Here is a 20,572-nt window from a genome sequence, read left to right on the forward strand (position 1 = left end):
TCGGCGGCGATATTCGCGTTCAGTCGGCGATGGTCTGCCCGATGCGCTTCAGTCCGCGGTGGATGTTGACCTTGACGAGCGAAGGCGATTGCCCCGACGCTTTCGAGGCCTCCTCGACGGTCGCCCCGTGAAGCTTGACCAGCTTAATGACTTGCGCCTGCGCGGGCTTGACCTCGGCGAGGAGGAGTTCGAGGAGGATCGCCGCGCGCGCGGCGGGGCCGTGATCGGCGATCGGCACCTCGGTTTCTCCGAGGCTCTCGGGGCTGCGCAAATGGCCGCGGAGCTGATCGATCCATTTGAAGCGGGCGATGGTCTTGAGCCAGGGCGTCATCGGCGCGTCGGCCTGGTATTTCTGCTTGTGGACGTGAATGGCGAGGAGGGCTTCCTGCGTGGCATCCTCGGCCGCGGCGGGCGGCAACCGTCGGTGGAAATATCGCGAAAGCCATCCGCTGACCTCGCCCATCAATCGCTCATAGGCCCGGTCGTCGCCCCGTTGCGCCGCCGCCATGAGCGCGTTCCAGCGCTCGTCGAGCGAGACCACGGCCGACGCCCCGAGGGCCTTGGCGCCTCCCGAAGACTGCAAGGCGCGGGCATCGATCGTTTCTGACATTCGGGCAGCCTCGTCCGTGGGCCGCGAAGCAATGTGCCGAAGGGGTTCAGTTCAGCGCAAGAACAGGTTCCGCGTTCGAACCTCGAACCGGAGCTCTCGACCTGTAACCGTGCCCAAGTTCACACTTTGCCGGAAACGACCTTATTTTGTAATAGGACAGGGCATTCCGGATCGCGCCGGGATCGTCTGTCCGCTGCCGACCATGACCTGCGAGCCGACTTGTTTCCATTGCTTTGCGGACCTGCGGAGCAAGTTTGGACGGCACCGCACCGCGCGTGGAGTCCACGGCACGCGAAGAGGTGGGAACACATCTTTTGGACGGCGCGAGACGCCCGACTCGGCTGAGGCGTCGACCGCTCTTCGCCGGATCACTCAACACCCTCGAGGGGGGCTTCCGCGGCTTCGGCGAGGCGTGTCTGGACGTCGGATCCGCGCATCAGCGTCAGGTCCACCGGACAGCGATCGCCTATCGCCACTATTTTCTCGCGCTGATCCGCGTCGAGCGGTCCCTCGAGCCTGATCGTGCGTGTGAAACGGTCCGCGGGTTCCATCCCGGACATCTTGCTGTGCTCGACGACGGCATGCGCGCGGGCGAGCGGAAAGCCCTTGCGATTGGCGTAGAGACGCATGGTCATTACGGTGCAGGCGGCAAGTCCCGCCGCCACCAGCTCATAAGGTGACAGCCCGCTCCCCAGGCCTCCGACCGACACGGGCTCGTCCGCCAGCAACCGGTGGTCGCCGCTTCGGATTTCGAGTTGCAACGCGCCGGCGCCGGTTTCGCTCGCCGAGACGCCCTGCGCGACCTCGACTTGCGGCACGTCGGCGACGAGCGGCGGAAGGTAGCGGCTCGCCCATGCCGCGATCATGCCCGCCGCATAGTTCGCATCCTCGATCCTGGTCAGGAGATGATCGGCCTGGTCGAGCGAAACGAAGCTCTTCGGATGGCGCGCCGCGAGGAAGAGACGCGATGCATGGTCGATGCCGACGACGGTGTCGAGCGGAGCGTGCATGATGAGAAGCGCGCGCCCGAGCGTTCCCACCTTGGCCTCGACGTCCTGCTCCTGGACCTCGGCCAGGAAGCTGCGCCGGATCGTGAACGGCCGGCCGGCGATCGCCACCTCCGCCTCACCTTCGGCCATGATGCGTTCGAGATCCTCGGGCGCGAACTGGCTGAGGACATGCGCGGCATCGGCAGGCGCCGCGATGGTTGCGACCGCTTTTATCTCCGGAAGCTCGCCCGCCGCGATGAAGGCTGCCGTGCCGCCGAAGCTGTGGCCGACGAGAAGCGCGGGCGGCATGCCGGCTCGGGTCATGGCGCGGGCGGCGGCCACGAGATCGCCGACATTCGCGCCGAACATCGGGCTTTCGGACGCCGCGCCGCGCCCGCCGCTTCCCGCGAAATCGAACCGGAGCACCCCGATACCGGCGCGCGCGAGCGCGCGGGTGACGCGCGCTGCCGCGAGGCTGTCCTTGCCGCAGGTAAAGCAGTGCGCGAAGATGGCCCAGCCGCGCGGGGTCGCGCCGGGTGTCTCGAGCCTTCCCATGACGCGGCGGCCATCCTCGGCATCGAACAGGAAATCCAGGCCTGGCATCGTTTTCTCCCGTCGCATCGTTGCAGGGCGGCCGGCGCGTGCAGCCCCGCGACCCCCGGCGCGCGGCGGCGACAAGCCGCGCACCAGAAAGGGGCGATCAGCGCCTGCGTGCGATCTCGATCCGCGCAGCGCCGCCCAGATCGAGATTGATCGATCGGTCGGTCTCGAGAAGCCGGATATTGACAGTGTCGCAGCGGCGGCAACGCAGCACCATGGCACGCGGCGAGCCATAAAGGCTGAGCTCGGCGAGCGGCCCCGATGCATGGCAATGGCCGCAATGCACGATCGCGGTGGTGACATCGAACGCGAACAGCGAACCGAGCGCGCCCGCGGCGGCATTGCCGTCGAGCGTCATGGCGTCGTCACTCATTTTACGTCTCCCGTGGGGCCAAATCGCTCGGTGCGGATATGATCCTCGGCGTGGCCGAGCGACAGCAGATGATCGGCCGCCGCCTCGACGAACGGCGTCGGGCCGCAGACGAAGATGTCGGGGGCTTCGCCTGCCGGGATCGCGCGGCGGGCCAGCATCGCCTTGTCGATCCGGCCCCGCTCGCCCGTCCAGCCCGGCGGTGCTCCGCGGGTGAGCGTGTGGACGATCAGCGGCGCGCCGGGCGAAGCCGAAAGCCCGACAAGCTCGCTTTCGTAGAGAATCTGGTCGGCCGAACGGGACGAATAGAGCAGGCGCGCCGCTCCGCTGTCCCGCGCCTGATGCCGGGTGCGCAATATCGACATCAAAGGCACGACACCCGAGCCGCCGCCGATCAGCATCAGCGGCCGCGGGCCGGGAGGGCACCAGGTAAAATAGCCGCCGATCGGGCCGCGCAGCTCGATTTCGTCGCCGATCCGCAGTTCCTCGAGCAGGAAAGGCGAGACCTCCCCGTTGGGGACGCGCTGGACCGTGATCTCGATGATCGAGCCCTTTCCCGCCGGCGAGGCGAGCGAAAAGCTCCGCTGCGCGACATAGCCGTCCTCCGCCGTCAGGCGCAGATCGATATGCTGTCCGGCGAGATGACCCGGCCAGCCCGGAACCCGGAAGGCGATCGATTTGGCCGCATCGGTCTCGGCGCGAAGGTCCGTGACCGTCGCGGTTAGCCAGGGAAGCCCCGGTGCCGGTTCGGGCATCAGCGATCTCCGTCATAGCGTTGCTCTCGCCACGGATCGCCGCGAATATGATAGCCGAGCGATTCCCAGAAACCGGGGCTGTCGGCTTCGTGAAACGCGATCCGACGGACCCATTTCGCGCTTTTCCAGAAATAAAGGTGCGGCACCAGCAGGCGCGCGGGTCCGCCGTGCGTCGATGTCAGCGGAAGGTCGTCATAATGCGTGGCGACCATCGCCCTGCCGGCGACGAGATCGGCGACCGGCAAATTGGTGGAATAGCCGCCGTCGCAATGCGCCATGACGAAGGCGGCGGGCGGTTCATCGAGCCCGGCCGCGCGCAGCAGGTCGTCGAAGGTGACGCCGCGCCAGCGCGTGCCCAGTTTCGACCATTTCGTCACGCAATGGATATCGGTGACGATCTCGGTCTGCGGCAGCGCCTCGAAGTCTTGCCATGACCATTGCGCGAGGGGCCGGCCGGCGGCGTGAAGCGACAAGGTCCAGTCGCCGGGCGGTACATGCTGCGTGGGGCCGGCGGTAAGGACGGGAAAGTCCGACGTGACATATTGGCCGGGCGGTACGCGCGACCGCGTCGCTGCATCCGGTCGGGAGCGGCCCTTGAAGCCTCGGGTAATAGCCATCCTGTCTCTCCGCAGCGTCAATATTGCGATCGGGGCGCCGCGATCGCCGCGGGCACGGCCCGCCGGTTCGCGCGGCGGACGCGGGGCGAACGGGCAGGCGCTCTTTTGTGAGGCCGCGCGGTCATGGCCGAAGATCCAGCTGCACCATCGTCGTCTCGTCGGCACGGCAGTCGAACCAGAGCGCGAGCATCTGCCGCATCAGCGGCTCCGCGGTCGCTTCCCCGAAAAGGGTGAGCGAGGAATGGAGATATTGACGATCCTGCTCGGAAAGAACCTCCGCGGGATCGAGGTCATGCAACCACGCCAGCGCGGCGATGCTTTCGCGCATGCGCGGGCCGAGCAGGGGATGCGCAAGATAGGCGCGTGCCTCGTCGAGCGAGCCGATGGCGAAGGTCTCGGTGGAGGGATCGTGATAGCAATTTACGAAACGCGGAAAGACGAACGCCATCCAGGCAGGATCGAGAGCCTTGCCGCGCAACTGCCCGATCGCGTTTTCATAGATGGCGGATTGTGCGTCAACGAAACGTTGGAGTTCATATTCATCGGTCATCGGGCGATGCTTTCACTGGATCGGGATCGGATCTTCGGGCCGGTCGGAAACGGATGCGCCAGGATCGCCGCCGGAAGCGACCAATCCGTTCGATGATCCTGGCACGGATGGAAACACGGCGAAGACCCGCCAGGCGTTACACCCTGCCCGACGGGGGCCTTTTGGAACAGTCCGGCCCATGCGCGCGCCTTGAAACGCCGGGACGGCCATCGCCTGAAAAATTGCGCAAGGCCTGTAACCGCGGTCCGCTTCGGGCTGGTTATTCTTGAAATGCGTCGCTCCGCCAAAAAGGAGCAGTCTATCGATCCCGCGCCAACCGCCGATCGAAGAGCGGATGAAGGAAGCGCACCTGCGCGGCGAACGGCCCGGGTGGCCCGGTCGTCGGAACAGGGATCGCCTGTTCATCTCCCATGACAAAGGTGAAAATCAACACAAGGTCGCGCTGATAGATGGACTGGATCGCATATGGTCTCGCTGAGCACTGGTGTCGCGCGTCGCCGCGCCTTCTATCTGCGGCCGATCCCCGCGATGCCCGATATACTGATGATCGATATCCCGGAAGAATTCGGCAGCCCGGCGCTGCCGCCCGGAAACCACCATCCGATCCTGGTCGAGACGATCGCGGAGCAGCAGGAACTCGATGCCCGTCTCGAAGGAGAGGGGGAGATTTCCGCATGGCTTGACCAGTTCGCCGCGCGCCCCTCGACCTTCTCTGCCGATCATATCATGGTCGCGCATTATGGACCGCCCGATGAAGGCTGGCCCTATGTTCTTCTCTGTCGCTGGCCGCCCGATCTCGTGGCCGCCGCGTCTGCAGAGCTCCGGATGTTCATCCGGGGCGCCTATACGATCGAGACATTTGCCGGCCGGGAGCAGCTCGAACGCGCCTCGGAGACGGCGCTTGCGCTGCTGAAGCGGCGGCGGATGGCGCGGGTCGAAATCATCGCGCCCACTTGGTCGGCGGCGCCCGGAAAGCGATCCCATTGATGTAACGTCGGTGCGGCCGTGCGCGAGTAGCTTTCAGCCCTGAATCCGGAAAAAAAGGAGACCTCCATTGCCTGAAGCCGAAGCCCGTATCGCGACGCTCGAAGCCAGTCGCTATCTGATCGAGGTCGCGGAAGGCTGGAATCACAGCTACCCGGTGCGCTACGACCCGCTTACCGGCGAGGTCCAGCTGCCGGGCGGCGAGCTTGTCATGACCGCCGACGGCGACAGTCTGACCTTGCGGCTCGTCGGTTCGGACGCCGACCGCTTCGAAGCGCTCAAGGCGGCGGTTGCCACCCATGTCGACCGGGTGGCCGGACGCGATGCGGGCGTTCGCTGCGTCTGGCACCAGCTCTCCTGATTTCAGCGCTGCGAGAAAGGGCAGAGCGACGCGATGATCACCGTTCATCACCTCAACGAATCCCGCTCGCAGCGGATTCTCTGGCTCCTCGAAGAGCTGGGCGTACCCTATGACATCCAGTTCTACCGGCGCGACGCGCACAGCCGGCAGGCGCCGGCAGAACTGCAACAGGTCCATCCGCTCGGGAAATCGCCCGTGATCACCGACGATGGACGGGCGATCGCGGAATCGGGGGCGATCATCGACTATATCGTCCGCCACTATGGAAAGGGGCGGCTCAGGCCCGATCCGGAAAGCCTGGACTATGACGATTATGTGCATTGGCTGCACTATGCTGAAGGGTCCGCATCGCTCCCCTTCGTAATTCTTCCGATCGCCAACAGTTTCGGCAAGATGGCGACCCCGCTGCACCGCCGCGTCGACCATGAACTCGCGCTCAACCTCGGTTATATCAACGAGCGCCTGCGAGGGCGGGACTTTCTGCTCGGCGGCGCGCTGACCGCGGCGGACGTGCAGATGAGCTTCGTCGGCGAGCTTGCCGCGACCTTCACCGACATATCGAACCTGCCCGAACTTGCCGCGTGGGTCGCGCGCTTCCAGGCGCGGCCCGCCTACAGGAAGGCGATCGAGCGCGGCGGCCCCTATGCCTATGCGAAAGGGTGAGGGGATCGGGAAGCGCGCCGGCACCCCGCCGCATTTTCACATCTTCACGGGCGGGCCCGGATGATCGTCTTGCCCGCGCGGCGTTCCTTTGGATTGAAGGCGGCGATGGCCTCGTCGAGCGACGCGATGGTTCCGATGTTGGTCCGCAGCCGTCCGTCGCGGAGACGCCGGGCGATCTCGCGCAGTTGCCCGCGGTCGGGCAGGACGACGAAATCGATCGTCATGCCGTCGGCGGGGCGCGCATCGGTCGGCCCGGCGATGGTCACCAGCTTGCCGCCGGGACGGATCAGCCGCGCCGACCGCGCTCCGATCTCGCCGCCGATGACATCGAAAACCATGTCGACGTCGCCGGCATCCTCGATCACGTCCCTTTCGAGATCGACGAACATGTGCGCGCCATAGTCGAGCGCCCGTTGGCGGTCGGCGGCCCGCCCGGTGCCGACGACACGGGCGCCGAGATCGCGGGCGAGCTGTGCCGCCATCGATCCCACGGCGCCTGCCGCGCCATGCACGAGGATCGTCTGCCCCGGCTGAAGGCCGCCATGGTCGACCAGTCCTTGCCAGGCGGTCAGCCCGGGCATCGCCGCGGCCGCGGCGACGGTAAAGTCGACGTCTCCCGGCAGCGGCGCGAGGTTGCGGGCCTCGATGGCGACATATTCGGCCAAGGTGCCGCTTCGGTACGAATCGGTCAGGCCGAATACCCGCTGTCCGACCGACAGCCCCCGGGTCCCGTAGCCGAGCGCGGTAACCACGCCGGCGAGTTCCTGCCCCGGGATCACCGGCGTCCGGTCGCGGCCGAGACGGTCGGTCCAGGTCGAAGGCCATGTCAGCTCGCCCGAGGTGAATCCCGAAGCATATATCTCGACGATGACATCGTTGATCGCGGGCTCGGGCGCGGGCAGGTCCACAAGCCGCATGCCGGCCGTCCCGGCCGCGGGTTCGGTCACCACGATCGCCTTCATCTCCAATCTCCTTTGCCTGGGCCAGCCGGCCCGACACAGCCCCTGGAAGCCGCTGCGCGGCCGCAGCACTTTCCCTTCTGTCAGCCGGAAGCGGACCGGCCTCGGTTATGGCTCCTGGCCGGCAGCTGGCGGTCCGGAGCCGCGAACGGGACCAGTCGCGTCCGGGAAAAACTGGGGTGCTTCGCGCCGATCGAACATCGAATAATCGCGGACGACCCTTATGGCTCGCACCCGGGCGTCGTCGGGAACGATCGCCGATTGCGCGAACGTCATCGCGGACGCCTGGTCCTTCCACAGGACGAAGAGAAGAATGGCTCCGGGCGTGGCGATCGCTTCGAGCACGTCCCACGAGATGCAGTCTCCATGGGAATTGTGATCGAAACCGAGATAGGTCGCGAGTTCCTGCGGGTTGCGCGCGCCGGTCCATTCGGGGCTTTGGCTTGCATCGATGAGCGTGATCGCAGTGCCGTCGGCCGCCTCGGTTTGGTCGAGGCGTTGCTCGAGGAGTTCGCAGCCCTCGGGAAGCTGCGTGTCATAGGTGAACTGGCCGACGCGCAGGTGATAATCCGACAGGATTTCCGCGCGCCCCTTCACCTCGGCGTCCTGGTGATGCGGGTCCGTCCGCCAGCGGACGAGCGATTTCTCGTCGCGCCAGCTCGACAGCGACAGCAGCCGGCCTTCGCGCGTCAGGCTCCTGTAACGGATATTGTCGACAAACCCCGGGGTCTCTGCGAGCGCGCCGCCGAGTTCCTCCGCGCTGCCGGGATAGGCATCGAGCTGCCCTGCCTTGGGATCGAGCTCGAATATCACCGAAAACATGCGTGTCTCTCCAGATTGCCTCATCGAAAGCACGGCGCGCGGGCGGCTCGCGTTACAGGCCCGCCCGCGATCCTGTTTCGCTTGTCTCAATCGCCGGAAGGACAAGTTGGGGACGGATCATGCGATCATCGCCGTGCGCGCGGGCAAGCGAGCGTTCGCGGCAACCTGCCTAGCTCTTCGACCGGAGGTCGCGAACCAGCTTCAGCACGTCGCCTGGCAGCAGGCGGCCCGCCGTTCCGCTTGAATAGGATATGGTGACGATCCGGTCCTCCGAGCCCTCGGCGCTCGTATAGACGGCCGTTTCGATCTGTCCCCCGGGATTGATCACAAAGCCGGTGGCATCGAGATAGACGGCGTCCTCGTTGACGAAGGCGCCGATGACCGCCGACACCGCCTTTGCGTCGGCCGCGTAGGCGACCGTGAAGCCGAGCCTGTGCCGCTCGACGAGCGCCTCGGTGGCCTCGCGATCATCGGCCGATACCGAGACGATCCTGATCCCTTCCTCGGCAAAGGCATCCGCCGCGCGCGCGAATGCGCCAAGTTGTTCATTGCAGGCGGGAGACCAGGACCCGCGGTAGAAGAGGATCACGCCGTAGGCGCCGGCAAGATCGCCGGGAAGATGGACCTCGCCGCCGCCCGCGCGCGGAAAGGACAAGGAGGGGAAAAGATCGCCGTTTCGCAGCATGTCAGAGGGGCTCCCTTGTTTGGTTGGCGGGATGTTCGGAGGACGGGCGCATGCGGCATGGACCAGGTCTCATGACTCGTCGCCGTGCGCCTGGGCCGCATTCCGGTGCCGAAGATGGATGGCAGCGACGTGCCGCTCGTGGAGCAGGCTCGCCGGATTTTCCGGCGGATAGTTGGACGGGAAGAGCGCGCGCCTCGTTTGCTCGTCATGAACCTGCTTGAAGGGATGATCCTTGCCGATGGCCCGGGCCCGCGCTGCGGCGGGCCGCGCGTCGACCGCTTCGAACAGCCGCTTGAGATTCGGGAAGGGGGCGAGCGAATCCTCCGCGCCCTTCATTACGCGCGGGGCCCGGTCGAGCCAGCCCCACGCCGACATATCGGCGATGCTGTAGGTCTCGCCGACGATGAACCTCCGGCCCGCGAGATGGTCGTCGAGGACCTGGTAGTGCCGCTCCGCTTCGCGGCGATACCGGTTGACGGCATAGTCGAGCCCTGCCGGCGCGGCATATTGGAAATGCACGGCCTGGCCCGAGAAGGGGCCGAGTCCCGAAGCGATGAACAGGAGCCAGGAGAGGAGTTCGGGCCGGTCTTCGGGCGCGCCGAGAAACGCCCCGGTCTTTTCGGCAAGATAAAGAAGGATCGCGGTGGAATCGAAGACCCGCGCTTCGCGGCCGCCGGGGCCATCGGTGTCGACGATTGCGGGAACCTTGCCGTTCGGATTGATCGCGAGAAAGGCCGGCGCGTGCTGCTCGCCCTTGCCCGTATCGACCGGAACAGTCTCGTAGGGCAGGTTCGCCTCTTCGAGAAAAAGCGCGATCTTTGCAGGGTTCGGCGTCGGATGAAAATAGAAGCGGATCATGGACTCTCTACCGGGTTTGATGGTCAGGGAGCGCGCTCCGCCGGCGGCTCATGGGTCTGCCTGGAGCGCGTGTCATGTCAGAACCGGCTCGCGTAGCTATGCGCGAGGTCGGAGACCGCGAGCCAGCGCTCGCGCTCGCGCTTTGCGTCGGCGAGCGCGCGATGCGCGGGTTTTTGCCCGGCGAACCGTTCGGCGGCGCTTGCGAGTATCTTGCGGGTCGCCCGGTGGACGTCTCCCGACGGCAACACCGGCGCAAGCAGCGCGGCGGCAAGCTCGGCGAGCGCGGTGTCGGTATCGAGGACGCGGACCGCGTGGCGCGGCAGCTCCGCCGCGCGGAGGAGCGCGCTCAACCATTTGCCGTCCCATGACGGCGCGCTGGCAAGGACCTCATGGCCCTGGAGCGCATCCACGAGGCGATTGGCGACGATATCCGCCGGCACGCCTTCGGCCGCCAGTTGCGCGCGCGAAATGCCGTGAACCGCTTCGGCAGCGGAATCCCAGTCGGTCCATTTCGCGAGCGGCAATATGAGGAAGGAGGCTTCGTCGCCGTTTTCAAGGACCCAGCCGACCTCGATTGGATAGCCCCGGCGTCCCAGCGACGATGCTTCGAAATCGATGAACGCGCGCATGACTTGGAACCTTCCGGCAACCGGCAGCGGGGATGCCGGTCCTTCGCGGCGACCGGCGGGCAATGACAATACCGCGCCGGACCGCTCCGCGGTTACAGGCGGTCGCCCGCAGCAATCTCCGGCAAAAGCGCGGTGCCGTGGGCGGGATCGCTTCGCGAAAGAATCGAAAGCGCGAGGGGCTCGCCATTGTAACCGAAGAGCCCGCCGCGCGTGTCTGGAAAGGAGACGCGCGGCGAAGCCGGGCGGCACCCTGTTCCGATCGGAACGCGAAGCTGAAAGAATGTCGCATCATGGGCCTTGCAGCCGGCGCGAAACCTGTGACGGGCGCGAGCCCCCGCGAAGACGACGCGCGCGCCCGCTATGCGAACGTGCGGGCGCTCAGCGTCGACCTCGTCGCGCCGCTTTCGGAGGCCGACGCGACGGTCCAGTCGATGCCCGACGCCTCGCCCGCAAAATGGCATCTTGCCCATATGAGCTGGTTTTTCGAAACCTTCATCCTTCGCGATCATGTGCCCGGATATCGGCCGTTCGACGCACGCTGGGCCTTCCTCTTCAACAGCTATTATCAGGCCGAAGGCAGCTTTCATCGCCGGGACCGGCGCGGGATGCTTACCCGGCCCACGCTCGCCGAGGTGCTGGCGTACCGTGCGCATGTCGACGCGGCGATCGTCGCGGCGATGCCGCTGATCGCCGAACGCTGTCCCGATCTCCTCGAACTCGGTCTCCATCACGAGCAGCAGCACCAGGAGTTGCTCCTCACCGATCTCAAGCATCTCTTCTTTCAAAATCCGCTCGGGCCTGCGGTCTGGCCGTGCGCGCCGTTCGGAAAGGCGCGCCCCTATGGCTCGGACATCGCCTGGCACGCCGGCCGAACCGGTCCGGTCGAGATCGGCGTCGCGAACGATGGCTTCGCCTTCGATTGCGAAGGGCCGGCGCACCGGCACTATCTCGCGCCCCATGCGCTTGCCGACCGGCCGATCACCAATGCCGAGTGGTGCAGTTTCATTGCCGACAACGGCTATCGAACCGCTTCGCTGTGGCTTGCCGACGGCTGGTCATGGATCGAGCGCGAGGCAATCGCCGCGCCGCTATATTGGCGGCGTACCGCGGATGGCTGGGAGAATTTCACGCTCGCCGGCTGGCATCCGGTCGATCCGTCCGAGCCCGTCACGCATATCAGCCTCTATGAAGCCGATGCGTTCGCGGCCTGGGCGGGAGCCAGATTGCCGACCGAGCAGGAATGGGAATCGGCCGCCCGGACCCATAATCCCTATCTCGGAATCCAGCTCGACCGCGCCGGCACTGTCCGTCCGCTGTTCGTGCCCGGCGCGGACGGCCTGTCGTCGCTGTTCGGCAATGTCTGGGAATGGACCGGGTCGGCCTACCGTCCCCATCCGGGCTACCGGGCGCCGGCGGGCGCGGTCGGCGAATATAACGGCAAGTTCATGAGCGGGCAGTTCGTCCTCAAGGGCGGGAGCTGCGCCACGCCGCGCGGCCATGTCCGCGCGTCCTACCGCAACTTTTTCTATCCCCATCAGCGCTGGCAGTTCACCGGACTGCGGTTGGCAAAGGATCTTTGACATGGCGATGCACGCCGATCTCAAACTGGCCCGACAGGACGAGGAGCGCGTCGACCCCGCGTTTCGGGCCGAGGTGCTGCATGGCCTGGCGGAGCCGCAGAAAGCGATCCCCGCGCGCTGGTTCTACGATATGAAGGGATCCGAGCTTTTCGAAGAAATTACACAGCTTCCCGAATATTATCCCTCGCGCGTCGAAACCGCGCTGCTCGAAACCCACGCCGGCAAGATCGCCGCGCTCGTCGGTCCGGGCCGCGTCATCGTGGAGTTCGGATCGGGAAGCTCGGTCAAGACTCCGCTGTTGCTGCGCGAACTGGCCGCCTCGGCCTATGTGCCGCTCGATATCTCCGGCGAATTCCTGCGGCGATCGAGCCTCGAGCTCGCAGCCAAATTCCCCGGGCTTGCCATCGTTCCGATCGAAGCGAATTTCATGCAGCCGGTGGAGCTGCCGGGCTCGCTGCCGCGGAGCGTGCGGCTCGGGTTTTTCCCCGGCTCGACGATCGGCAACATGGTGCCGCACACGGCGATCGATCTCTTGCGATCGATGCGCGATACGCTCGGCGCGCACTCGCAGCTCCTGATCGGCATCGATCGCCACAAGGACGTCGACCGGCTCGTCGCGGCATATGACGACGCGGGGGGTGTCACCGCGAACTTCAACCTCAACCTTCTCGATCGGATCAATCGCGAACTCGGCGGCGACGTGCCGTTGGAACGATTTCGCCATGTCGCGCGCTGGAATGGAGAATGGTCGCGGATCGAAATGCACCTCGAGGCAGCGGACGATCTCCTGTTCACCGTGTCGGGCCGGACGATCCGGATGCTGAGGGGCGAGACCATTCATACCGAGAACAGCCACAAATATACGCCCGACCAGGCCCGGCTGCTGCTCCAGGCGGGTGGGTGGACGCCGATCCACCTGTGGACCGACACCGACGAGGATTTCATGCTCATCCTCGCCGCGGCAACCGAGCATCGGTCCGCGCCCTGAACGCGGCAATATCCATGAGGCAACCCCGGAAATTTCGATAGAGGACAGAATGGACAAGCAACGCGTGAAGCAAAGGATGCTCGATCTCGAGCAGCAGCATTTCGAGGCCTCACGCGAGGCCTATCTCGAATATGTATCGTCGGCGCGGCTCGATCGGTCGGAGCCGATCGAGAATGACGAACAGGCGCAGGCCGAACTTGCCGGAGACCTCTCCGAAGCGTTCGACCAGCCGGTGCACGCGCATGCCGACAAGATCGCAAGGCTTCGCCGGATCGACTTCGGTCCGAAGGAGATGATCGAGGAAGGTGCGATCGTGAAGATCATGGATCGCTTCTTCGTGATCGCGGTCGCGAGCGACCGGTTCGTCTGCGACGGCAACGAGTTGATGGGCATCTCGGCAGAGGCGCCGCTCTACAAGGCGGTCGCGGGCAAGGCGGCGGGCGATGCCTGCACGTTCAACGGGCGCGATTTCGTCATCGAAAGCGTGATTTAGCCGCGCGCCGCGGGCGTAAAGGGCCGGGGAGGGGAGGATGATCGATACGCTGGGGTCGAAGCTGGAAGGCTTGACGGCGGCCGCGCTCACCGACGCTGTCGGACGGCTGTGCTCGCACCGGGCCCATATCCTCGATCTCGTCTCCCCGACGCCCGGACGCATCCTGTTCGGGCGCGCTGCGACCATCCGCTACATACCCTATCGCGACGATCTTGCCGACGAGGCGATGCCGGGGTTCGCGGGCGCTTTCTACCGGGCGATCGCCGAAGATTTCGAAGACAAGGTGCTCGTCCTCAACAATCCGTGCCGCGCCGACACGTCGATCGGCGGCGGGGTCAAATTTTCGCGCCTCCACAATCACCGGGTGGCGGGTCTCCTCACCGATGCCAGAATCCGCGATTTCGGTGAACTCGCAGGCTATCATCCGGTATTTTACTGCGGCGGCGAAGCCGCGCAGGCCGGCACGCGCGCCCTGATGCCCGTCGCCGTCAACGTGCCGGTCGAGCTGCGCGGAACCGCGATTTTTCCCGGCGACTATATTTATGCGGATAGCGCCGCGGCGGTCGTTATTCCGGCCCGCCATATCGAACGGGCGCTCGACCTCGCGCACGCGATCGACGAAGAGGACAAGGATTTTCTCCTCGCGATCAGGAACGAGACTCCCGATACGGTCCGGCAGCGGGGCAGCGCCGAAAACTGAACCAGGCCGCCTAGGTCTTTTCCTTGCTGCTGCGCCGGAGACCGGAGGGGTCGATTCCGTAATGTTCGCGAAACAGGCGGCTGAAATGGCTGCGGCTGCTGAAGCCCACCGCGGCGGCGATGCCTTCGACGCTGATGCCCGTCGACACGAGCAGGCGGTGCGCGAGGTTCAAGCGGACGCGGGCGACGAACTCCATCGGCGTCAGGTCGAGCGCGACCTTGAACTCGCGCGCGAAAGCCGAGCGGCTCATCCCCGCCTCTTTGGCGAGGCCGGTCACGCAATGGTCGGCGGCGGGATGGTCGAGAATGGCGGCGATCGCCCGGCCGATGCGCGCGTCGTGAAAGAGCGCGGGCGCGGTTCCCGCGATGCGGCTCGTTTCGACATGTCGGCGCAAGAGGACGACGAGGCAGGCTTTCATCAGCGCGCTCGTCAGCGCCTGGGTCCCTTCGGTCGGGGAAGAGACTTCCTCGAGCAAGGCCGCGAATGCTGCGCGCACCACCGGAAAGTCGGCGAGATTTTCGACGACCGGCCGCGTCAGGCTTGCCAGCGGCCCATAGGAGCCGGTCCGGTCGGGCGTCACGGCGCCGCACGCGACGCGTAGGGTCGGCGCCTTGCCCTCGGTCGCGTCGACCACGAGCAGGCCGTCGCGCGCGGGCACGCAGACATCGAAGGTTGCCTTGTCGCGCGCCGCGTCGCTCGAGGTGGCAAGATGCTGCAATCGCCCGGGCGGCACGATCAACATCGAGCCCGGGCCGGCCTCGACCGTCTCATTTCCGTCGATCGTCAGATGCAGCGTCCCTTCGAGAATGTGATGCACCTCGATCATGTCGACCGGCGGGATAATCAGTCGGACATCATCGCCGATCTCGCAGACCGCGAACGCTTCGATCTCGACCGAAAGGGCTCCAAGGAGCGCATCGAGCGTCGACGATGATGCTGCCATCTGATGGTTCCTTTGCCGCTGGACCTGCCCGCTCGGACGATCACAGCCTATACGCTTGTTCGATTGTTCGACCTAAGCTCTTCGCCGAGGCACGAAATGTTACGCGGCTTCGGCCGATCGCCGCGGAGTGTGCGAAGGCGAGCCTCGCGCCGCGCCGGCGCCGGCTGCCCGGCCCTCAGCTCGCCGAGGATGTCTCGCTGTCCCCGTCCCGGTCGTTCTCGAAGACGGCCAGCGGCGTGTTCCGGAAGCTGATCGCCATTCGATTATAGGCGTTCATCAGGCCGATCGCGATCGTGAGGTCGACGAGCTGCTTTTCGTCGAAGACCTCGCGCGCGGCTTCATAGGCGCTGCCCGGCACGCCCGTCTCGGCGACGCGTGTGACGCTCTCGGCCCAGGCGAGCGCGGCGCGCTCGGTCCTGCTGAACAGCGAGCCGCCTTCCCGCCACGCCTGGACAAGCGCGATCTTGCCGACATCCACTCCCTTTTTTATGAGATCGCGGGTGTGCATGTCGAGGCAGTAAGCGCAATTGTTGATCTGCGAGACCCTGAGATAGACGAGGTCGACGAGGTCGGGAGGCAGACCGCACTGCGCCACATAGCCGTAAACGCCGCCGAGTGCCTTGGCGCCGAGCGGGGCGACCTGATTATAGTCGATTCTCCTGGGCACGGCTTTCCCTCCTCCTCACCCGGCCGGGGTGGTGAGCGGCTTGTCGCCGGAATCGACGACGAAGATCGCGAGTAGCTTCGCGGGCTCGGTCGTGCTTGCATTGCGGCTGATCCGATGCCGGGCGCCCGGTGCCTCGTACCAGCTCTCGCCGGCCGTGTAGATGCGGGGCGCTTCGTCGTTCACCTGCGACTCGATCGCGCCGGCAAGGACATAGGCGTAGATGAAGGCGGACGGGGCATGCGTGTGCGAGGGCGAAGCGGCGCCGGGCGCATAGTCGACTTCGACAACGACGAGCGACTTGCCCGGGACGTTCGTGATCGCCTGGTCGAATTTGGGCGCGACGGTTTCGGCCTGGCTTTCATGCGCGGCCGCCGGGGCGCAAAGCGCCAGGGCCGCGAGCGCGGCGGCGGCTGAAATCGAAAGCTTCATGCGATTCTCCTTTCTCCCGAAGATGGCAGCTCATGGTTCAGAGAAAAGTGCCAAGAAGCTCAAAAAATCATGTACCACGGCGCCATGAGCGTGCCGCTGGAACTGACCCTCGACCGAACCGCAGGACTGTCGCTGGCCGACCAGATTCGAAGCGGGGTGGCGACCGCCATCGAAACGGGGGTGCTGGAGCCCGGCGCGCGCCTCCCGTCGTGGCAGGACCTCGCTGCGCAGCTCGGCGTCTCGCGCGGCACGGTGCGGGTCGCTTATGAAAAGCTCGCAGCCGCCCAGTTGATCGAGGCGGGTACGCCGGGCGCGACTTTGCGGCCGCCCAGTTGATCGAGGCGGGTACGCCGGGCGCGACTTTGCGGCCGCCCAGTTGATCGAGGCATCGCGCGCCGCCGGCACGCGCGTCGCCCGGCGCCCCCGGACCGCGCGCAAGGCCGAACCGCTGGCCGATCCCGGCTCGTTCATCAGCCTCTATCAGGAAATGACACAGGGGCCCGCGCTGTTCCAGATGGGGGTTCCGGCCACCGAAACATTTCCTGCCACCTTGTTCGCGCGCCTTCGCGCGCATGCGATCCGCGCGGAGGCGAGCGCCGCCCCGCTTTATCCCGACCCGCGCGGCGAAATCGAACTGCGGCGCGAGATCGCGGGCTATCTTGCCGTCGCGCGCGGCATTCACTGTTCACCGTCGCAGGTCATCATCACCGGAGGATATAGCGCAGGGCTTGGCCTGACCTTGAGCGTCCTTCGCCTGGCCGGCGAGACGGCGTGGATCGAGGAGCCGGGCTTCCCATGGTCGCGAAAGGGGCTCAAGCTTGCAGGGCTGTCGCTCGCGCCGATCGCGGTCGATGGCGAGGGCATCGATGTCGGGCAGGGCATATGTCACCATCCCGGCGCGAAGCTTGCTCTCGTCACCCCGGGGCAACAGGCCCCGCTCGGCGCGACCCTCTCGCTCGAACGGCGCCTTCGGCTGCTCGAATGGGCAAGCGAGCGCGAAAGCTGGATCATCGAAGACGATTATCTGAGCGATCTGCAGTTGTCGGGCCGCGCCGCACCGGCGCTCGCCGCGCTCGACCGCGGTGGGCGCGTCCTCCACATCGGTTCGTTCAGCAAGACGCTCAGTCCCACGCTTCGGCTAGGCTTCGTCGTCGCGCCTCCCGAGCTCGCCGGCCGGTTTGCCGATGTGGCGGCTTGTCTCGCGCCGCCTCCGGGGCCCGCCGTTCAGCTCGCGACCGCCGGGTTCATGCGCGAGGGGCATTATCTACGCCATCTCCGCAGGACGAAGCGCGCCTATGCCGCGAAGCGCGAAGCCTTGCTGGAAAACCTTCGGGCCTGCGCGAGCACCGGGGCGATGGCAACGCCTGGTCTCGCCGTGCTGCTCGAACTGCCCAAAGGGGTATCCGATGTCGCAGTGGCGCGCGAAGCTTTGGCATTTGGCATGTCGCCATCTCCGCTATCGGCATGGTATGCGTCGGCCGACGAGGCCCGCAGCGGTCTCCTGCTCGGTGTCGCGACCGCGCCGACGCGAAACATGGCCCGCGCCTGTGTCCGGCTCTTCGATATCATCCGCCGGTTCGTCGATCTGCCCGGACGCTGAACAAGACAATCGGAAAGCGGTCCGCGCTTTAGCGATCGCCGTGTGCCGCTTCTCGACAGGCGCCTTTCGCGTCCGCGGGCGAATAATGGCCGGCGGGCGTGGACGGAAATTTCGTCAAGGCTGTAACCGGAGCCCGAGCCGGTCAGGTTGATAGGCTGGGCGTCGCGCCCGGATCATGGCGGCTATTTCAGGCGATCATGCGCGGCGCGGGCGACGAGGCGAGGAGGTCATGATGAAGGCGATAGTGGTAAAGGACGAGGCTGCCGGAACGGCGGGGATGACGCTTGTCGAGCGACCCGCGCCCGAGCCCTCGATCAACGACGTCGTGGTTCAGGTTCATGCGGCGGGATTCGTCAACACCGAACTCGGTTGGCCGTCGACCTGGACCGATCGCCTCGGGCGCGATCGAACGCCGTCGATTCCCGGCCACGAGATGGCCGGCGTCGTCACCGCCCTCGGCTACGGCACGACGGGGCTGTCGGTCGGGCAGCGGGTGTTCGGTCTCACTGACTGGTCGCGCGACGGCACGCTCGCGGAATATGTCGCCGTCGAGGCGCGCAACCTCGCACCGCTTCCCGGCGACGTCGACTTTGCGACCGCCGCGAGCCTTCCGATCTCGGGTCTCACCGCGTGGCAGGGGCTGGTCGTCCACGGCCGTGTCCGCGCCGGACAGCGGGTGATTGCGCATGGCGCCGCCGGCGCGGTCGGATCGATGGTGACGCAACTCGCGCGCGAGTTCGGCGCCTATGTGATCGGCACGGGGCGCGCCGCCGACCGAGACGCGGCGCTCGATTTCGGTGCGAACGAGTTTGTCGATCTCGACAGCGAGCCGCTCGAGAATGTCGGCGAGGTCGATCTGGTTTTCGACCTCATCGGCGGCGACATCGGAAAGCGGTCCGCGCGGCGTGTCCGGGCGGGCGGGACGCTGGTCTCCATCGTCGGACCGGTTGAAGAGCGGCCGGCGGACGGCCTCGCGATCGACTTTGTCGTCGAGTCCGACCGCGCCCAGCTAAGCGAGATCATCGCGCGTATCCGCGACGGACGGCTGCGAACGAATATCGGGACCGTCGCAAGCCTCGACGACGCCGTTGCAGCCTTCAATCCGACCGGGCGGCACCGGGGCAAAACGATCATCCGCGTTCGGCCGTAAGGCAGCCGGAAAGAGCGAGCGATGACCATTCGGGAAACCCTGGCCGCGCTCGATCTTCATGCGCGGTTCGCTGTCTCCTGTCCGCTTCTTGTCCGCCGGACCTCCCTCGTTCGACCTGGTCACGGACAATGAGCGGCGCGCCTCTCACGCTCAGCGACGGCGGCCTGGCGCTCACCGAACCCGAGGTCGTCGGCGAACGGCGCCGCACCATGGTGCTTGCTGCATCCAGTCTTGGCAGTTGCCTTGTTTTCGTCAGCGGTGCCGTCGTCGCGGTTGCGCTCGCCGAGATCGGACGCGACCTGCGCCTTTCACCGCTCGACCTGCAATGGGTGATCAACGCCGAACTGCTGCCGCTCGCGGCGTTGACCCTGACCGCCGGCGCGCTCGGCGACCGGTTCGGACATAAGCTGATGTTCCTCGCGGGGATCGCGCTTTTCGGCCTGGGGGCGGGAGCGATTATTCTCGCGCCGGGCTTCGGAGCGCTCGTCGCCGGCCGGTTCGTGCAGGGGCTGGGCGAAGCCCTGATCCTTCCGAACGGCCTTTCGGTTCTGGGACAGGCCTTTCCGGCCGACAGGAAGGCCCGCGCCGTCGGCATCTGGTCTGCCGCCGGCGCGGTTGCCAGCGGCGCGGGCCCCGCCATCGCAGGCGCGATGCTCGATGAAGGGTCCTGGCGCTCGGCCTTCCTTATGCTCCTTCCCCTGGTTGCCGCAGCCCTCGCCGCGGGGGCAGCCTGGATACCAGGCGATCGGCGAGGTCGCGGCGCCCGGGTCGATGCCGGCGGAGCAGTGCTTTCGATCGTCGGACTCGGCGGGCTCGGCGCGGGGCTGACGGGCCTGACCAACGGCTCCGGTTCCGGCACCTGGGTGTTCGCCGCCCTGCTCGCGGGCCTGAGCTGCCTCGCAGCCCTTTTCCTCACTCAAAGGCGTCTTGGCGAAAGGGCCATGCTGCCTCCCTCGGTCTTCGCCTCGCGGTCGGTTGTCGGCGCCAACCTCTTCACCGCGCTCCTCTATGGCGCGTTCGCGGTCATGCTCACCCTGATCCCGTTCGTGATGATCCGCGGAGCGCAGCTGCCGGCCTCGTTGGCGGGTCTCGCATTCCTCCCCCTTCAGCTGCTCATCACCGCCGTTTCTCCCCTCGCGGGAACGCTCTGTCGCCGCTTCGGCCGGCGTTTGCCGCTCTTCGCGGGCGCCGCCGTCGTAGCATCGGCGTGCCTCCTGTCGCTCGGCATCGGTTCGAACGCCGCCTATTGGGAGGACATTTTTCCCCCGATCCTGTTGCTGGCGCTCGGAATGAGTCTCGCGATCGCGCCGCTGACAACGCTTGTTCTCACCTCCGTCGATGCCGATCGTGCCGGCACCGCGGCGGGGATCAACAGTGCGGTCTCGCGCGCCGGGTCACTCATCGCGATCGCGATGCTTGGCGGCGTGCTCCAGCAGGGCGGTCCGCAACTGTTTTCCGGCTTCTACGCCGCGATGATCGGCGCGGCGATCGCCAGCCTCCTCGCGGCGCTCGCGGTCTTCATCATCGAACCGGGGCCGCATGTCGATTTCATCCCGCGAGGCTGACGCGG

25 protein-coding genes are annotated in these 20,572 nt (G+C 66.3%); 11 read left to right on the forward strand and 14 right to left on the reverse strand.

All coding sequences use genetic code 11. The features are described 5' to 3' along the window. Positions 1-19: 19 nt before the first annotated feature. From QZL87_RS05770 to QZL87_RS05795, 6 genes are all read right to left on the reverse strand, one after another. Positions 20-541, reverse strand: a complete 522-nt coding sequence (locus QZL87_RS05770) for a sigma-70 family RNA polymerase sigma factor (RefSeq protein WP_295325123.1) — start codon at positions 539-541, stop codon at positions 20-22. 437 nt (positions 542-978) lie between these two features. Further along, a complete protein-coding gene (locus QZL87_RS05775) occupies positions 979-2,202 on the reverse strand; it encodes an alpha/beta fold hydrolase (protein ID WP_295325126.1) in 1,224 nt (407 codons plus the stop codon). Positions 2,203-2,299: 97 nt separating this feature from the next. Then, positions 2,300-2,572 (reverse strand): DUF6510 family protein, encoded by a 273-nt coding sequence (locus tag QZL87_RS05780; RefSeq protein WP_295325129.1) that lies wholly within the window; start codon positions 2,570-2,572, stop codon positions 2,300-2,302. Further along, positions 2,569-3,324, reverse strand: coding sequence for a ferredoxin reductase (locus QZL87_RS05785; RefSeq protein WP_295325132.1), 756 nt, complete (start codon positions 3,322-3,324; stop codon positions 2,569-2,571). Before QZL87_RS05785 ends, QZL87_RS05780 begins: the two co-directional genes overlap by 4 nt. After that, positions 3,324-3,941, reverse strand: a complete 618-nt coding sequence (locus tag QZL87_RS05790; RefSeq protein WP_295325135.1) for a sulfite oxidase-like oxidoreductase — start codon at positions 3,939-3,941, stop codon at positions 3,324-3,326. Before QZL87_RS05790 ends, QZL87_RS05785 begins: the two co-directional genes overlap by 1 nt. A 121-nt stretch (positions 3,942-4,062) precedes the next feature. Beyond that, entirely contained in the window at positions 4,063-4,491 is a 429-nt protein-coding gene (locus tag QZL87_RS05795) for a DUF1810 family protein (RefSeq protein WP_295325137.1), read from the reverse strand. Positions 4,492-4,956: 465 nt separating this feature from the next. On the opposite strand from QZL87_RS05795, the gene QZL87_RS05800 reads away from it, so the two are divergent. From QZL87_RS05800 to QZL87_RS05810, 3 genes are all read left to right on the forward strand, one after another. Further along, positions 4,957-5,478, forward strand: a complete 522-nt coding sequence (locus QZL87_RS05800) for a hypothetical protein (RefSeq protein WP_295325140.1) — start codon at positions 4,957-4,959, stop codon at positions 5,476-5,478. A 67-nt stretch (positions 5,479-5,545) separates the two neighbouring features. Further along, complete coding sequence (locus tag QZL87_RS05805; protein ID WP_295325143.1) at positions 5,546-5,836, forward strand: DUF2218 domain-containing protein; 291 nt, start codon at positions 5,546-5,548, stop codon at positions 5,834-5,836. Positions 5,837-5,869: 33 nt separating this feature from the next. Next, the gene (locus QZL87_RS05810) at positions 5,870-6,499 is read left to right on the forward strand and encodes a glutathione S-transferase (RefSeq protein ID WP_295325146.1); all 630 of its coding nucleotides are present in this window, start codon (positions 5,870-5,872) and stop codon (positions 6,497-6,499) included. Positions 6,500-6,543: 44 nt separating this feature from the next. Here QZL87_RS05810 and QZL87_RS05815 read toward each other — a convergent pair whose 3' ends face one another. The 5 genes from QZL87_RS05815 to QZL87_RS05835 all read right to left on the reverse strand — a co-directional run bounded on the left by QZL87_RS05815 (position 6,544) and on the right by QZL87_RS05835 (position 10,452). Next, positions 6,544-7,461 (reverse strand): NADP-dependent oxidoreductase, encoded by a 918-nt coding sequence (locus QZL87_RS05815; RefSeq protein WP_295325149.1) that lies wholly within the window; start codon positions 7,459-7,461, stop codon positions 6,544-6,546. A 105-nt stretch (positions 7,462-7,566) separates the two neighbouring features. Next, complete coding sequence (locus tag QZL87_RS05820) at positions 7,567-8,280, reverse strand: antibiotic biosynthesis monooxygenase family protein (protein ID WP_295325152.1); 714 nt, start codon at positions 8,278-8,280, stop codon at positions 7,567-7,569. 169 nt (positions 8,281-8,449) lie between these two features. Continuing rightward, positions 8,450-8,965: a redoxin domain-containing protein gene (locus QZL87_RS05825; RefSeq protein WP_295325155.1), complete on the reverse strand. Its 516-nt coding sequence runs from the start codon at positions 8,963-8,965 to the stop codon at positions 8,450-8,452. A 69-nt stretch (positions 8,966-9,034) separates the two neighbouring features. Further along, positions 9,035-9,823: a glutathione S-transferase C-terminal domain-containing protein gene (locus QZL87_RS05830; RefSeq protein ID WP_295325160.1), complete on the reverse strand. Its 789-nt coding sequence runs from the start codon at positions 9,821-9,823 to the stop codon at positions 9,035-9,037. A 77-nt stretch (positions 9,824-9,900) separates the two neighbouring features. Continuing rightward, entirely contained in the window at positions 9,901-10,452 is a 552-nt protein-coding gene (locus QZL87_RS05835) for a transcriptional regulator (RefSeq protein ID WP_295325163.1), read from the reverse strand. A 290-nt stretch (positions 10,453-10,742) separates the two neighbouring features. Between QZL87_RS05835 and egtB the strand changes: the two genes are divergently transcribed. From egtB to QZL87_RS05855, 4 genes are read left to right on the forward strand one after another with little or no spacing between them, the layout of a single operon-like run. Continuing rightward, the gene (gene egtB / locus QZL87_RS05840) at positions 10,743-12,032 is read left to right on the forward strand and encodes an ergothioneine biosynthesis protein EgtB (RefSeq protein ID WP_295325167.1); all 1,290 of its coding nucleotides are present in this window, start codon (positions 10,743-10,745) and stop codon (positions 12,030-12,032) included. A gap of 1 nt (position 12,033) precedes the next feature. Beyond that, positions 12,034-13,020, forward strand: coding sequence for an L-histidine N(alpha)-methyltransferase (gene egtD / locus QZL87_RS05845; protein ID WP_295325171.1), 987 nt, complete (start codon positions 12,034-12,036; stop codon positions 13,018-13,020). A gap of 49 nt (positions 13,021-13,069) precedes the next feature. After that, the gene (locus tag QZL87_RS05850) at positions 13,070-13,513 is read left to right on the forward strand and encodes a hypothetical protein (protein ID WP_295325175.1); all 444 of its coding nucleotides are present in this window, start codon (positions 13,070-13,072) and stop codon (positions 13,511-13,513) included. Positions 13,514-13,550: 37 nt separating this feature from the next. Further along, complete coding sequence (locus QZL87_RS05855; RefSeq protein ID WP_295325178.1) at positions 13,551-14,213, forward strand: RraA family protein; 663 nt, start codon at positions 13,551-13,553, stop codon at positions 14,211-14,213. Positions 14,214-14,223: 10 nt separating this feature from the next. Here the strand turns inward: QZL87_RS05855 and QZL87_RS05860 are convergent, their stop codons facing one another. From QZL87_RS05860 to QZL87_RS05870, 3 genes are all read right to left on the reverse strand, one after another. After that, a complete protein-coding gene (locus QZL87_RS05860) occupies positions 14,224-15,156 on the reverse strand; it encodes an AraC family transcriptional regulator (protein ID WP_295325183.1) in 933 nt (310 codons plus the stop codon). 175 nt (positions 15,157-15,331) lie between these two features. After that, positions 15,332-15,823, reverse strand: coding sequence for a carboxymuconolactone decarboxylase family protein (locus QZL87_RS05865; protein ID WP_295325185.1), 492 nt, complete (start codon positions 15,821-15,823; stop codon positions 15,332-15,334). A gap of 15 nt (positions 15,824-15,838) precedes the next feature. Beyond that, entirely contained in the window at positions 15,839-16,252 is a 414-nt protein-coding gene (locus tag QZL87_RS05870; protein WP_295325189.1) for a cupin domain-containing protein, read from the reverse strand. A gap of 69 nt (positions 16,253-16,321) precedes the next feature. Here QZL87_RS05870 and QZL87_RS05875 point away from each other — a divergent pair, with 69 nt between their 5' ends. From QZL87_RS05875 to QZL87_RS05890, 4 genes are all read left to right on the forward strand, one after another. Then, positions 16,322-16,588 (forward strand): winged helix-turn-helix domain-containing protein, encoded by a 267-nt coding sequence (locus QZL87_RS05875; RefSeq protein WP_295325192.1) that lies wholly within the window; start codon positions 16,322-16,324, stop codon positions 16,586-16,588. Between the two features lie 40 nt (positions 16,589-16,628). Continuing rightward, positions 16,629-17,852: a PLP-dependent aminotransferase family protein gene (locus tag QZL87_RS05880; RefSeq protein ID WP_295325195.1), complete on the forward strand. Its 1,224-nt coding sequence runs from the start codon at positions 16,629-16,631 to the stop codon at positions 17,850-17,852. Between the two features lie 232 nt (positions 17,853-18,084). After that, a complete protein-coding gene (locus QZL87_RS05885) occupies positions 18,085-19,002 on the forward strand; it encodes an NADP-dependent oxidoreductase (RefSeq protein ID WP_295325200.1) in 918 nt (305 codons plus the stop codon). 128 nt (positions 19,003-19,130) lie between these two features. Further along, entirely contained in the window at positions 19,131-20,567 is a 1,437-nt protein-coding gene (locus QZL87_RS05890) for an MFS transporter (protein ID WP_295325204.1), read from the forward strand. The last annotated feature ends 5 nt before the right edge of the window (positions 20,568-20,572 follow it).

Source organism: uncultured Sphingopyxis sp. (assembly GCF_900078365.1).
Classification (GTDB): Bacteria; Pseudomonadota; Alphaproteobacteria; order Sphingomonadales; family Sphingomonadaceae; genus Sphingopyxis.